Genomic DNA, 14,253 nt, shown 5'->3' with positions numbered 1-14,253 from the left:
ATTAGAGCATTTTTTTACTCTTATTATCTCACCCCCTCGTTTCAATACAATTGTACGCTCTTGCTTCAGATTTCACCCACCTGACATTCCTCTCGATCATTACTAGGCTTGCATTCGATCGTTGCTTGTCACCCCTTCAGGATTTATTCCCTTCGGTGCGTTACCCTACGGGATAACAGACCCTACGATGATATTCTTAAAAATCAAATAGGATCGCTATATCAAATACTGGTGCGTTACGGCTTACGCCTAACACACCCTACGTCAAGGTAGCTTCTCATCTAGGATTGTTAAATAATGCCATAAATGCCTGAAATCTAGATGGTGGGCAGTGCCCACTCTACTGGGACGACACGACTAAATCTGTGGGTAAAGCGATCGCCAAACAGATTACTAATTGTATTTCTCAGAGTTCTGAATGCCCACAGTTTTAGTCGTGTCCCCCACTACAAAATATTAAACTATAAAATATTAAAGAAAAGTGACTTAATGGGGAATTTGGAAGCATGAATAACGATCGATATCTTATCATTCAACTCTATGAGACATTCGATCGCGGTGATTTTAAAGTTGTCAGAGATATGCTATCGGAAAAATTTGTCGCTCATTTAGTGGGGATGTCGGCAACTTTGAATCGAGACGAGTTTACAGAATTTGGGACTAAATTTAGACAAGCTTTTCCTAATGGTCATCATAACTTCGATCGACCAATCTGTGAGGGCGATCGAGTGGTTACTTGCGGGACATTTACAGGTACTCACTTGGGCAACTTCCAAGGCTTACCAGCGACAGGGAGATCCGTCACAATTGCCGTAATGCACATCGATCGAGTTATCGATGGTAAAGTAGTCGAACATTGGGGTCAAGGCGACCAAGCCGGAATGATGCAACAATTGGGTATCATTCCCATACCTGGAATTGGTTTGTTTTATGCTGCGCTACGTCAGCGGCTAGGAATTGGTAAGTAAATAATGCGTTAAATCGAAAATCTCGATCTGAGTGGCGTTAAGCGAGGATGGGTGGTAAACCAACTTCCTTGGGTGTGACTAATTTACCATCGAAACTCATCGTATAATCCCCTACGGTTCTGGCTTCGGCAACATAACGACGCAATTCGGCTCGATCGAAATCATTGTCCACACCACCAAGCAGGTATACAATTAATTTCGCAGCTAAATCTCGCCCAGATACGAGGATACGTTTCTTATTTGGGTCATATAATATGCCATACCAGAGCGACTGGGGCAAGTTAATATGACTAAAGCCACCATCGGCATCATAGCGATCGAGTTTACGGAAAACGTCGGTTTCAGCCATTTGTTTTTTAAAAACCGCCATTCCCACACCTTGAGCGAAAGCCACTTGTCCGACGGGGCGAAATAAAATATGTCCCTCGCCACCACCAGGTTCAAAACTAAATCGGCGTAGTGTGGGAGTATCTTCTGCCTGTAAGCGTCCATAACTGATAAATTGGGATAACCTGTCGAACAACCGACTAAAGGCGGCTATTCCGGCTTCTAGTTCGGCTGACTCTGGGCGCAGGGGTACTAAACCTTTTTGCGCTTTGGGCTTCCAGTGGGGATATTGGGACTGAAGATATTTAGCTGCCATATCTTGCAAGGCTTGGAGCGTAGTCAGTACGGTGGTTTTAGTCGCAACTGTGGCACTATCCCAATTCACACGCGGTTTGCGTCCTGGGATATCTTTTAATAACGGATGATTGACGGCAATATTTCGAGCCACGATCGCAAATCCGTCATTTTCATCGAGCTGCGCCAATTGTCCTTTACTCAATGCGATCGCCATCAGATTAACATGAACAAAGATCGATCGAATCCTTTTTCTTGCCTCTAATTGCGTCTCACCTTTTACCACCGCCGAGATAAATTCAATCCCAATCGTCTCTTGCGGTAAACTCTGTAAATATGCTTCAGATGTCCCCAACTGAGCGGTCGTAATTTTATTACCTAACAGCTCGCGATATTTATTATATCTAGGCAATTCACCCGCACGTAATAACTCCATCAATCCCTGTACGCCCATTAATCGATGTTGTCCATCAAGGGCATAAATCCGCACCGATTCCCCGACATCTAATAAACCAAAGCTGTCATTCCCATCGAGCGGCATAAACATCGCCGCCGACTCAGTTGCTTTCCCACCTCTCCCCCATTCCGGTGCATGAATATTATCGATCCAATCTCGATCGATCGTTACTAATACGGGGGGGAATTTGTGAGTGGTTCGCCCTGCTAAATATTGAACTAGAGCAGCCTGTCTGCTCCAATCTAGCGGACGCTGTTGGATGACTTCGATACTCTCACTATCGATCGCGATATTGTTATCTTTGGGCTGATACTGCTCTGAGAGTAAGCTCATCTCTGAAGCATATTTTACGCGATCGGCCAACCATTGCAGCGTCACTGAGCCAATATACGCCTCACTTCCACCCATATTGGTACGTTGGACGAGGATTTCGTTTGGCTGGATGCTGGGAATCTTGCTGGCTGGCATTGATGGCTGAGTGATGTTACCGCAACTAGACTAGCAGCTTCTTGGCGTACTTCGCAAGGTTTTTAAAAACTTAATAGACAATCGGAAGTCAGAATTCAGATTTGCTACAGTCCGAAAGTATTGCGTAGATTATCGTAAAGATTCTCGATCGAGATCGAGCCAATTACACGCACAATAGCAACTAATTTTACAGTTGCCAAATTATCAGTCATGACAACTGAACCCGATATTAAACCCGATTGCTGACCTGCTGGCGTGCCGAGCGAGATAGTCAAACGGCTCGGATGTTGACTTCGAGACATTTGGCTAGTAACCATTGCCACAATAATCTGAGGCAAACCAGTCTGTAAGTTATCTGCTTGAACTACCACTGCTGGTCTAGTTTTTGCAGTAATTAAATCGGAATTTGGGAACAGAACTAAAACAACATCCCCCTGCCTATAACTGGGATTTGGCGGCATCGTAGTTGTCATAAATACTCATCTCTAGACTATCCCAATCATCTGCAAAAGTAGCGAGGTTATTGCGTAGAATTTCTGCTTGCGATCGATCGATCCCACGCTCCGCCAGATTGACAACATCAGCATCCACAAAAGTTACAATTACCCTAGCTTCGTTAGCAACATTGCTAGGCAAGCTCTTTAGCTCGATCTGTCCATCTCGATAAATGCCTTCTACCGTGGTTAACACTTGCTTGCCTCTTGGTAAATATCCTTGTTCGCATCAGTGTGACTGTTGCAAATCAGATCGCAGTCACATATCTAAAGCATATTTTACTCGATCGTTCGATCTTTGTAGGGATAAAGAGGCGTTAACATGTAAGTCGAAGGTACAATACAACAAAGATTTTTCGTGGCTAGAGATCTATTTCATCAAGTTGTCAAAGACGCACTCATAAAAGATGGATGGAATATCACCCACGATCCTTTACCTGTTGACTATGGAGATGTGCAAATGCAAATCGATTTGGGTGCTGAAAGACTTCTGGCTGCAACTAAAGATGCCGAGACGATCGCTGTCGAAATTAAAAGCTTTGTCAAGCCTTCCAACATTTCCGAATTTCATACCGCCGTGGGACAATATCTCAACTATCGGCGGGCATTACGCGCTCAAGAACCAAACCGTGTCTTATACTTAGCCGTACCCAGTCAAACCTACGATGAGTTCTTCCGGCTCAGATTTATCCAAGAAGGTGTTGAAGAATATCAAATCTATCTGCTCATATACGACATAGAAGAACGGAGCATTGTCAAATGGAAAAAATAACTCACTATCGCCAAATCATACAGGATATCCTTACAGCTCACGGTCAAATTCAACCTGTTTATGGTGAGATTGAAATGGAACTCTTATTCGATAGCACTCGCGACAGATATCAAGTACTGCGGGCTGGTTGGTTGCAGAAGCAGCGAGTATATGGTGCTTTGATTCATATCGACATCAAAGGGGAAAAGCTCTGGATTCAATACGACGGTACGGAAATCGGCGTGGCAAATGAGCTAGTCGATCGAGGTATTCCTAAGGATGATATCGTCTTGGCGTATCACTCTCCATTCATTCGTCAGTATGATGGTTTTGCCGTGGGATGAGACTGATTGACTATAAGTAGAAAATTCGTAGGTTGGGTTGCGCGCAGCGACCGAAATCGCGCTGTAGGCGAAGACGTGTCGTTAGACGGTCTCCTCAGCACTGGACGGGTCTCCCGCCCAGATGTGCGTTTCGGTCAAGACAGCAAAACCCAACGAACACACCAGCACCCTAAAATTGTTGGGTTTTCTCCACGGGAGACGCTCCGCGAACGAGGCTCAACCCAACCTACCCCTGTGTCGGTTTCCAAAGATATTTTTACGAGTTAGGATATACATAGGATAAACTAAAATACCAGATATGACTGCGATCGTCAATAAGTGGGGTAATAGCTTGGGGGTGAGAATTCCTCAGCCTGTAGCGAATGAAGTCGGTTTTACGGTTGGGACAGAGGTAAATGTTGAAGTCGTCAATAATACGATTGTTATCTCGCCAGTCAAGAAAAAGTATCAACTTGAGGATTTACTAGTTGGCGTTACACCCGAACTAATCAGTGGAGAATACGATTGGGGGGAGCCTGTTGGTAAGGAAATATGGTAGGTAAATATATTCCCGCCAAGGGTGATATTGTCAAACTCAATTTCAATCCGACACTAGGCAGAGAACAAGCTGGCTTTCGTCCCGCTCTCATCGTGACACCGAGGGAGTTTAATCAATCTACCCAACTAGCATTAGTTTGTCCGATTACTAGCAAAGTCAAGGGCTTCCCGCTGGAGGTGACTTTACCGGAAGGGCTAATGACTAGCGGGGTAGTTTTGATATTTCAAGCTAAAACTATTGACTGGTTAGAGCGTCAGGCAAAGTATGTCGAATCTATACCAGCAGAGACATTAGAGGAAGCGATCGCTAAATTACATGCCATGATAGGCTAGTTATTTTAAAATCTCCGTATTATTACTGATATGGACTGATAATCTATTATTTCAAGCCTATTTATGATGTATTCAGTTCAAATATGGACTGCAAAGTCTTGACAATCGCTATTTGTGTGAGATATCGTTGTGATTACATGCAGTCCACAAAGTACTAATCGCTATGGATACTCAATCGCCCAATACCAATGTAATTTTTCTAGACACGGAAACAGATGCACTCGCTCAGGCTACTCGAAGTGCAGCAACTTCTGGAGCGCGACTGTTCATCTGTCACGTTTACGAGCAAGGCAATCGAACTCACTTAGCATTTTCGCTGTCATTAAAACTACTTCTCGAAATCGCAAAGTTAAATAGTGCGGATGGCAAGAGGAATAAGTCAAACGCAGAGGAGATGATGAACCGTCCCCTTATGCAGCCTCATGTTAAAGAAATTGCTAAATATCTAGTCAATACAGATGCTTATATTCTCCCACCATTTATTTTTAATTCAGATACTCCAATCAAGGTATTTGCATTTGGTAGTGGATCTGTTAAATTTGGGTATGCTGTGATCTCTAGTGATATATCTTTGTATGTTACTGATGGACAGCATCGACTCAAGGCAATTGAAAAAGCAGTAATAGAAAGACCGGAGTTGTATAATGATAGTGTGACAGTATTGGTCGTTCAAGAAGAAGATCTAGAACAAATTCATCAAGACTTTGCGGACTGCTCTAAAAATAAGCCAATCCCGCCAGCATTAAGAGCGTCATTTGATGTTAGTGATTTTCTATCTAAAATTACTCGCGATCTTACTAAGCAACTAGATATCTTTAGTGGCAGAATTGATAAAATATCAAGTACTGTGGGCAAAGATGCAAATTATATTTTCACGATGAATCAACTACGAATAGGCGTGTCTGAATTTTTATTCGGAACTAGTAATAAAAGTTTAGACTCATTTACCGTAGAAAATAAGGAAGAGTATCAAGCTCTTCTCGATCGAGCAAAATCATTCTATCTTGAATTTGCAAGAAGCAATAATACATGGAATCTTCTATTTCAGCCTCGTTCTCAAGCAAATAATCTCTTAAATTTCTATAATTTACGTCAAGAAAGAATTGATTTTAATTCCGTAGGGTTCATAGTAATCAGTAGGATTGGACATTTGATCCTCTTTGAAAATAACTTTGCTGAGGAACAAAATTTACTCCTAATAAAAGCATTGGCTAATCTTGACTATCGACGCAGTTGTAGCTTGTGGGAAAATAGTGTGGTGATTGATGATGGGAAAGGAGAGAAAAAAATAATTGCTCAAAGAGCCGCAATTAATAAAGCCATCAAGATCGCGATCGCGGAAATTGAAAAACAAACAGGAATCAGTTTAAATTAGCAATACACCTAATTATTGATATACTGTTATAGGTGAATTGAAATAACTCACCTATTTGCAGCTTTGCAAAATTGTATACTTAAAGACTATCTTTTATGACAGAAGCTACCACACTACCACTCGAACAGCGCAGTGTCGCGGATTTCATAGAGGATGTCAATAAGTTGACTGTTGAAATCCAAGAACTTTATTGCAGTGACAGTATACCGTGGATTTTGGGTGTATCCTGGGGCAAAGATTCTAGCACTATTTTACAGCTTGTTTGGAATGCGATCGCTACATTAGCACCTGAAAAACGAAAAAAAAAGGTTTATGTAATTACTACAGATACCCAAGTGGAAAACCCGATGGTTTCTCATTGGGTTCGGCGTTGTATCGAGCAGATAAAATCGCAAGCAGAATTGCTACAATTGCCGATCGAGGCACACTTACTAAAACCAGTAGTCAAAGACACGTTCTGGAGTAATTTAATTGGTAAGGGTTATCCTGCACCTAGAAATGGATTTAGATGGTGTACGGATCGATTAAAGATTAATCCTGCTAATCGATTTATTCGTGAAGTGGTGCAGGTAAATGGTGAAACCATCTTAGTTTTAGGTACTCGTAAAGCAGAAAGTAGCAAACGTGCGATGACGATGCTGAAGTATGAGAAAAATCGAGTTAGAGATCATCTCAGCCCTAATGCCCGTCTGCCTAATTCGCTAATTTACAGCCCGATCGAGGATTGGCGGACTGATGAGGTGTGGATGTATCTGATGCAATTTCCCAATCCTTGGGGTGGGAATAATCAGGATTTATTTACGCTCTATCGAGGGGCGACTGCTGATAACGAATGTCCCCTAGTTGTCGATACGTCTACGCCTAGCTGTGGTGATTCTCGCTTTGGTTGTTGGGTATGTACTTTGGTGAGTAAAGATCGCTCGATGGAGGCAATGATTCAGAACGATCAAGATAAAGAATGGTTGCAACCGTTGTTAGATATTCGCAATGAATTGGATATTCATGACGATCGCGATAAGCGAGATTTTAGACGGATATATGGTAGAGTTGAACTGTTTGAACGGAAGGCTAACGATGGTACTGAAGTAGTCCCAATTCCAGGGCCATATACTAAGTTATGGCGAGAACATTGGTTGCGGCGAGTATTATCAGCTCAGGTACAAATTCAGAATACTGCACCTGTAGATATGCAGGATATTACCCTAATTACTGAGGAAGAATTAGGCGAGATTCGACGAATTTGGTTGGAAGAAAAGCACGAATTTGATGATAGTTTACCTCGGATCTATGAGGAAGTGATGGGCAAGCCGTTTAAAGATAACCGCATTCAGGAAAAGAAACTATTAGGTGGTGATGAATGGTCGATTTTAGAAGAGATCTGTAGTGAGGATGCCATGCACCTGGAATTGATGGCAAAGTTACTCGATACCGAACGCCAACACGCGACTAAATCGCGGCGAGGGGTTTTTGAAAACCTCGAAAAGTGCTTTGATAGTAGTTCGCGCTCGAAGGAGGAAGCAATCGCACACGCACATGAGAAGCGGGATCTCAAGGAGGCTGCGAGTCAGGGTGATGTGGGGAAGGTGAAGCAGTTAACCTGGGCGCAGATGAAGTTTCAGACTAACGAGGAACCCGATTCGAGCGATGGATAGAGTTGGATTAGTTAACCCAGGGCAAAGCGGTTAGAAACCGCTCCTCAGAGTGCAAAGTCCGCCTTCGCGGACTGAAATCCTAGTCCGCGACGGCGGACTTTGCATCATTAGCGGCATTTCAATCGTCGGAACTGTCGAAACCGCCTTGGCGATTACTACAAATTAGCGATCGAAACACTCTCACTCACCAAAATTTTCATTCCTTCTCGTGCTACGATCGATCCAGCAAAGACTTGTTGAGATTGGATCTCGATCGCATCCATGAATTCATCGTCATGAGTAGGATCGTGGTGAAAAATTACTAACTTTTTCACTTGTGCGGCTTGGGCGATTTTCACCCCTTCTTGCCAAGTAGAATGTCCCCAACCGATCTTACTCGTCTGGGGATGATAATACTCTTGGTCAGTATAAGTAGAATCATAAATTAAGACATCCGCCCGATCGACTAATTCTAATACATTGCGATCGAGTCGATCTGGAAAGTGCTCGGTATCGGTAATATAAGCAACCGCATAATCGCCCCAACTAACGCGATATCCCATCGCCCCACCAGGATGATTTAATGCTCCGGTGGAGATAGTGACATCGCCTAAATTAACTGTGTCACCATAGTCGAGATTGTGAAACCGTAGATTGGCTCCCATCACCTGTAATGGTACTGGAAAATTGGGCTGATTCATCTGATCGTGCAGTCGATGTTCGATCGTCACGCCGTGGGGAATTACCCCACCATAAATATCAAATTCATTCCCCTCCATAAATGCGGGAGAAAAGAAAGGAAATCCCTGAATATGATCCCAATGCGAGTGAGAGAAAAATAAATGTCCGCTGACAGGAAGATCGCCCAATAACGATCTTCCCAATACATGAATCCCAGTCCCCGCATCAAAAATTAGCCGATAACCACCCACTAACATTTCCACGCAGGGCGTATTACCGCCGTAGCGCACAGTGGCGGCTCCAGGGCAAGCAATACTCCCCCGCACACCCCAGAAATGAATCGTGAATTGGTCTTCGAGTTTTGACATGAATACAGTTGACAAGGAAGGGGTGAAAATTCGCCACAGTTTTTAAAAACTGGCATGACCCAAAATTCGATCGCTATGACACTAGTTATTATGCCCAAAAAATCGATAATTAAGACAGGCTCTGGATGTTCGATCGATAATTCACAGAGTATAGGTAAAATCTTCGATTAACGATCCTGGCACCCAGCTCCCGCCTAGTTGCCGACTGCCATAGGTATTGACATCAGGAATAAATTCCACGTTATTTGTCAATGCCAGCAGATTATCGCCCCAACAACGGTAGAGACTCTCATCAAAGCGTAAATTGGCGATCGGTGCAACGATCTCGCCCCCTTCGACCCAGAAACAGGCGTAGCGAGTCATTCCAGTTACTCGCCCAGTCGGTCGATCGCTCCAATTGAGATAATGGAGATTGGATAGGTATAATCCTGTGTCCAAATCCGCTAAGATGCGATCGGGTGTAAGTGAGCCAGCACTAATTTCGGCACAACGGAGCGATTCGCCGCGATTTGCGCCATTGGCTGGCTTCTGGTATTCTTTGGCGGTACGTGCGTTGACAAGCGTATTTGCTAAATGACCGCGATCGATTAGAGTCAGATGAGCTGGAGCAATTTCGCCTAATTCATTAAACCTGGGCACTAAACCACGTTGGAAATTTTCAGAGATCGTCAATTGCGGTGAGAGCGATTGTTCGCCCCGCTGGAGTGCCCCAAAACAGCTCCTGCCCTGCTGCAAAGCTGCCTCGCTAATTCCCCCCCAAGACAACATCCCCAGTAGGTCGGCAGTCGCTGCTGGAGCCAAGTAGGTGCGATATTTACCCCGCTCGATCGTCTTCAAGGGTTGCTCCAAGCGGGCTAATTGGTTTTTTGACTCAGCAATCTTGGCTTGATAAGCAGCATTATCCCAATGACTACCAGCGAGAGTGCCTTTGACAGCTTGTCCGGTACTGGTAAATAGGGAGTAGTCCAGAGTATAGGATTGGTTCGCGAACCAGTGTTTTTGACCGCTACTATCGGCATAACCTCGGAGCATCATCCCCGCTGCATACAAACCTGTGAAATCCAGATTTTCAACTACTGGTAATAAGCTACCGACTACCTCCGCATCTGGCAATAATTCCCCCGCGTGTACCTCATGGCTGGTAGCAATCCCCGTCGGGATGACTAGGTAAGGATCGACAGGTAATTGCGGCACTTCCAATCGGAGGGCTACCAGCGCGGCTCGTGCTTGTGGGAGGTCAATTTCCGAGTCGCCAGTAAAAGGAAACTGGATCGAACTACTGCGCCGATCGGAGATCAGTTTTAGTTGGAGACTACTATCTTGAACAATCCCTGTCTGGCGAACTTTAGCATGATTGAACCGTGTAAACTGACTGACTTCGCCCTGCAACCGGAGTGTAAATTGCTCGTCAGCATGGAGATTTTGGAGTAACACAGCCAAGATGCGATCGAAACTAGCTTCTAATTGGTCTATCACTGAAGATTAATAAAATAGATGGAATACTGAGGAAATTTGAGGCAAAGACCGATAATCTCTAGCGACTGGAGGGGAGATTATGGGCATACATTAGTAAATTGTAGCCCGATTTGATAAGATCTTATTGTTAATTGATTATATCTATAAATTAGCAGTGACTACTCTCAATTATATGAATATTACTTGCAATTGCTAGATCCCAAAGGTTTAGGTGCTAAATTATTAGACAAGAAGCAAATAGCTTCGATCGATACCCATCACTTAGTTTAGACCTCGATCTAAAAGGAGAAAAATCAGTTCTCGACTACTTATTGTATTTCTCTGACCCCAACAGCAAGAGCAACACGACTGTCAACTTTAAATATCTCTAAAACCTGTCAATACGGGAGCTATCCATTACGAGATTAGTTCAACTCCACATTTGGTCGATAAAAGTATAGAGATCCCTTAGAGGTTGCTGCTAAAGTGTTGCTTTTGTCATATCTGTAGCGATTCCAAGCGATCGATTAATTTACTCAGTTGTAATTTGCTTGTGCATTTTACTCGCAATTGTTTTTGATTCTTTTTGTAAAAAGTCAAAGAATGTACTAGCCAGGATCGAGAGCTGCTTGTCTGCGGGATAAACAACATACCAATGACGTTCGATCGGAAAATGTTGGACATCTAAAATTGTCAATCCCGACATCGCGGCTTCTGGTGTAAAGGTATGTTGGGAGAGTACCGAAATCCCCAGCCCTACGCCAATCGCTTGCTTGATTGCTTCATTTCCACCCAATTCTAACCGGACTTTGACTGATACGCCATGTTTGGCAAATAATTGCTCTACCGCAGCGCGAGTCCCAGAACCACGTTCGCGCATGATAAATTGTTCGTTGTGGAGTTTAGTAATCGGGATATTTTTCTGTTGGGCGAGGGGATGATTTTTAGGGGCAATTACCACCAAAGGGTTTTCTAAAAATGGATGTAAAGCTACATCCAAGCGATCGGGTACCTTGCTGATAATATATAAGTCATCAAGGTTTTCATTCAGTCGTTCTAAGACTCGTTCGTGATTGGTAATCTCTAGCGCAACATCCACACCTGGATACAATTGACAAAATGGAGCGATCGCCCGTGGCATAAAATATTTAGTTGTGGTGATGGTGGCAAGTCTAAGTTTTCCTTGCTTCATCCCCTGAAAATCACCAATCTTCATCTCAAAGCGAGCTAATTGATTGAATATTTCGCGACAGGTAATTACCAATTCTTGTCCCGCTTGTGTGAGATAGAGCTTCTTACCAATTTGTTCAAATAGCGGTACGCCAATATTTTGAGTAAGCTGCTTGATCTGCATCGAAACTGTTGGCTGTGTCAAGGACAACTCTTCTGCTGCACGAGTAATACTCGTCAATCTCGCGACAGTTTCAAACACTTTTAGTTGATGAAGAGTAGATTGACGCATTTTAATTAGGGGATTGGGGACATTAAACAGTTGACAGTTGACAACGTGCCTAAAGGCAGGAGGCTCTGAAACTTTACTGTTTGGTAAAAATGCGAGGAGCGTTTTAGTTACATGTCACGGTGACAAAAATAATAATTTAAAGATTAGATAACTTGACATCTTTTAACAAAAATTAGGGGCTTAAATCGCGATTGCAGTAACGCTTGCAACTATCAAATATCAACTATCAACTGTTTAACGGGCTTACCCTTGACAAAGTGACGATCGACAATTTCTCGAATGTCTGCACGAGTTAAATGTCCGTAGATGTGGCGATTGGGAAAAAATCGACGGCGAATTTTGAGGCGGAGTTTCGTCGGTAGCCAGGAAAAATCACCCCAGTCGGGTTGATAAATGAGGGCGACGGCTCCAGAGGCACAGTTGTTGAGGCAGCCCGATTGCCGAACTTCGACTCGATCTGCTAAATTCTGCGCCGCAATTTGGGCTAGAAATGTTTGGTATACTCAAAATGGCTACAGGATGGACTTTTTATTCAATAGCCTAAGCTCTGCTCCACAAGGGTTTCAACCGTTAGAATAAAAGTCTAGCTCTCATCCGTGTTTAGTATAAATTTCGCTGGCACCCGCACTAACACAATATCCGGCTGTATTATCGTCAGACGGCTGTTTATTACAAACAAAAACACAGTATGGTTTGAAGTCATACAATAATTGTATATTGTTCGGACGATATCTAAGATTTTGGGCAAAATAATTGTAAAGTTCCATCCTCGATCGACCAATTACAGTCGTACAGCGATTGTGTCTTGAAAAGGTGCTCCACTTGGGCAAAGAAGCGAGCTTTTGGGGGGAAACTTCCCCCCAAAACATCGCGCCCCAAGACCGCACTTTTCAAGACAGCGGACTAGTTTATTAGTCCGCGTAGGCGGATGCACTATGAGCAGCGATGCGCTAAACCGTCGGGAGACCCGACGGTTTAGCGCATCAAGACAGAGGTTTCTAACCGCTGAGGTTATGAGTAGCAACTTGGGTTATGTATGTCAGTCCGCGCACCATCCGGACTTTGCATCATGAGAGACGATTTCAATTGTAGGCATCTTTATAAGTAACATCAATCTCGATCGACTATTTGAGTCCGCCATGTTGAGAGAGGATTTGTTCGACCTTAGCTTCTTCAATTCTAGAAGTCAGTTTGGTAGATTCGTGTAGATCTCTTTGGGTTTTTGCCAAGGTAAAAGTAGATGTGACCGAAAATCCTAAACCCATGCCCACAAAACCTTTCACCCATAGATCTACAGGTAGATAAACAATGCCTACCGATGTCATTCCGACTGAGAGCACAAAGGATGCCCAAGTTTGTAAAATCCACGCGTTACTATCTCTTTGAGTACCCATCTGTTGCATTTTATTTGCTCCTAATATCTGTAATTAATGACTGATGTATTTGTGCTGATGTGTCAATGTTAAATTGAATAAGCATCGATCGGGAGCAGGAATGGACACTTTCACAACTGGCTCAGAAATAGGGTAGAGGATGAAAGTGTTGATGACTCGGAAGGACTTGGGCGTTCGCGATCGATCGTTGTGGTTTACCATAAAGATCGATTCCCTTTCCCTACAGACCGATCCATGACTAATCCACCGTCTAATTCCACTGGAATTTCCTCAGGAAAAGCTCCGTTAGTACCACCTGTCGGCTGGATGGAGATCGGTTCGATCGTTGGCGCACAAGGAATTAAAGGGGAAGTGAAGGTTTATCCGAATTCTGATTTTCCCGAACGATTTGAACGAGCGGGAGAACGCTGGCTGTGGGGGACTCAGGATCTAGAGCCGAGATCGATTCAATTGAAAAGAGGGTTTGAAATTCCTGGTAGAAACTTGTATGTAGTGCAGCTAGAAGGCATCAACAATCGATCGCAAGCCGAAAATTTGCGGGGACAGATGTTGCTACTTCCCGCTACCGATCGACCAAAATTGTCAACGGGGGAGTATCATAGTCAAGATCTGATCGATCTACCAGTCTTTCATCAAGTAACTGGATTAGAAATTGGGATCGTCACAGATATCTTTACTGCTGGGCATGAAGTCTTAGTAGTCAGTGTGCCGCATGGTGATGGCAAAACCTCCGAGGCGATGATTCCCTTTGTCAAAGAAATCGTTCCCGTCGTCGATCTTGCCAATCGACGGATTGAAATCTTACCCCCACCTGGATTGTTGGAGTTGTACCTACCTAACTTGACTTCACAGAAGCAAGATGAGGATCGGGAATCCAAACCCTAGAGATCTCGCCGAGCAAACCTAATTCTCAG

Annotated in this window: 16 protein-coding genes; 8 read left to right on the top strand and 8 right to left on the bottom strand. The window is 43.7% G+C overall.

Going from position 1 to position 14,253, the window contains the following annotated elements; translation table 11 throughout:
- Positions 1-506: 506 nt before the first annotated feature.
- On the top strand, positions 507-968 hold the full coding sequence (locus tag ACEW9J_RS16865; RefSeq protein WP_373546266.1) for an ester cyclase: 462 nt from the start codon (positions 507-509) through the stop codon (positions 966-968).
- A 37-nt stretch (positions 969-1,005) separates the two neighbouring features.
- Here the strand turns inward: ACEW9J_RS16865 and ACEW9J_RS16860 are convergent, their stop codons facing one another.
- From ACEW9J_RS16860 to ACEW9J_RS16850, 3 genes are all read right to left on the bottom strand, one after another.
- The gene (locus ACEW9J_RS16860; RefSeq protein WP_373546265.1) at positions 1,006-2,514 is read right to left on the bottom strand and encodes a DGQHR domain-containing protein; all 1,509 of its coding nucleotides are present in this window, start codon (positions 2,512-2,514) and stop codon (positions 1,006-1,008) included.
- A 104-nt stretch (positions 2,515-2,618) separates the two neighbouring features.
- Positions 2,619-2,987, bottom strand: coding sequence for a type II toxin-antitoxin system PemK/MazF family toxin (locus tag ACEW9J_RS16855; RefSeq protein ID WP_373546264.1), 369 nt, complete (start codon positions 2,985-2,987; stop codon positions 2,619-2,621).
- On the bottom strand, positions 2,953-3,204 hold the full coding sequence (locus tag ACEW9J_RS16850) for a hypothetical protein (RefSeq protein WP_373546263.1): 252 nt from the start codon (positions 3,202-3,204) through the stop codon (positions 2,953-2,955). The genes ACEW9J_RS16855 and ACEW9J_RS16850 overlap by 35 nt, the downstream gene beginning before the upstream one ends.
- A gap of 162 nt (positions 3,205-3,366) precedes the next feature.
- Here ACEW9J_RS16850 and ACEW9J_RS16845 point away from each other — a divergent pair, with 162 nt between their 5' ends.
- The 6 genes from ACEW9J_RS16845 (at position 3,367) to dndC (ending at position 8,000) form a co-directional block, all read left to right on the top strand.
- Complete coding sequence (locus tag ACEW9J_RS16845) at positions 3,367-3,780, top strand: element excision factor XisH family protein (protein ID WP_373546262.1); 414 nt, start codon at positions 3,367-3,369, stop codon at positions 3,778-3,780.
- The gene (locus ACEW9J_RS16840) at positions 3,768-4,103 is read left to right on the top strand and encodes a XisI protein (RefSeq protein WP_373546261.1); all 336 of its coding nucleotides are present in this window, start codon (positions 3,768-3,770) and stop codon (positions 4,101-4,103) included. The genes ACEW9J_RS16845 and ACEW9J_RS16840 overlap by 13 nt, the downstream gene beginning before the upstream one ends.
- 298 nt (positions 4,104-4,401) lie before the next feature.
- On the top strand, positions 4,402-4,641 hold the full coding sequence (locus tag ACEW9J_RS16835; protein WP_373546260.1) for an AbrB/MazE/SpoVT family DNA-binding domain-containing protein: 240 nt from the start codon (positions 4,402-4,404) through the stop codon (positions 4,639-4,641).
- Positions 4,635-4,973, top strand: a complete 339-nt coding sequence (locus ACEW9J_RS16830) for a type II toxin-antitoxin system PemK/MazF family toxin (protein ID WP_373546259.1) — start codon at positions 4,635-4,637, stop codon at positions 4,971-4,973. The genes ACEW9J_RS16835 and ACEW9J_RS16830 overlap by 7 nt, the downstream gene beginning before the upstream one ends.
- 163 nt (positions 4,974-5,136) lie before the next feature.
- Entirely contained in the window at positions 5,137-6,348 is a 1,212-nt protein-coding gene (locus ACEW9J_RS16825; RefSeq protein WP_373546258.1) for a DNA sulfur modification protein DndB, read from the top strand.
- A 95-nt stretch (positions 6,349-6,443) separates the two neighbouring features.
- On the top strand, positions 6,444-8,000 hold the full coding sequence (gene dndC, locus ACEW9J_RS16820) for a DNA phosphorothioation system sulfurtransferase DndC (RefSeq protein ID WP_373546257.1): 1,557 nt from the start codon (positions 6,444-6,446) through the stop codon (positions 7,998-8,000).
- A 155-nt stretch (positions 8,001-8,155) separates the two neighbouring features.
- On the opposite strand, the gene ACEW9J_RS16815 is transcribed toward dndC, so the two are convergent.
- From ACEW9J_RS16815 to ACEW9J_RS16795, 5 genes are all read right to left on the bottom strand, one after another.
- Positions 8,156-9,028, bottom strand: coding sequence for an MBL fold metallo-hydrolase (locus ACEW9J_RS16815; RefSeq protein WP_373546256.1), 873 nt, complete (start codon positions 9,026-9,028; stop codon positions 8,156-8,158).
- Positions 9,029-9,169: 141 nt separating this feature from the next.
- Complete coding sequence (locus tag ACEW9J_RS16810) at positions 9,170-10,504, bottom strand: TldD/PmbA family protein (RefSeq protein WP_373546255.1); 1,335 nt, start codon at positions 10,502-10,504, stop codon at positions 9,170-9,172.
- Between the two features lie 511 nt (positions 10,505-11,015).
- The gene (locus ACEW9J_RS16805) at positions 11,016-11,945 is read right to left on the bottom strand and encodes a LysR substrate-binding domain-containing protein (RefSeq protein WP_373546254.1); all 930 of its coding nucleotides are present in this window, start codon (positions 11,943-11,945) and stop codon (positions 11,016-11,018) included.
- A gap of 1,124 nt (positions 11,946-13,069) precedes the next feature.
- Complete coding sequence (locus ACEW9J_RS16800) at positions 13,070-13,348, bottom strand: YiaA/YiaB family inner membrane protein (RefSeq protein ID WP_373546253.1); 279 nt, start codon at positions 13,346-13,348, stop codon at positions 13,070-13,072.
- 24 nt (positions 13,349-13,372) lie between these two features.
- Positions 13,373-13,540, bottom strand: coding sequence for a hypothetical protein (locus ACEW9J_RS16795; protein WP_373546252.1), 168 nt, complete (start codon positions 13,538-13,540; stop codon positions 13,373-13,375).
- Positions 13,541-13,573: 33 nt separating this feature from the next.
- On the opposite strand from ACEW9J_RS16795, the gene rimM reads away from it, so the two are divergent.
- The gene (gene rimM / locus ACEW9J_RS16790) at positions 13,574-14,224 is read left to right on the top strand and encodes a ribosome maturation factor RimM (protein ID WP_373546251.1); all 651 of its coding nucleotides are present in this window, start codon (positions 13,574-13,576) and stop codon (positions 14,222-14,224) included.
- The last annotated feature ends 29 nt before the right edge of the window (positions 14,225-14,253 follow it).

This window comes from Chamaesiphon sp. (genome assembly GCF_041737865.1).
Taxonomy (GTDB): domain Bacteria; phylum Cyanobacteriota; class Cyanobacteriia; order Cyanobacteriales; family Chamaesiphonaceae; genus Chamaesiphon.
This window is presented reverse-complemented; position numbering and strand designations above follow the sequence as displayed.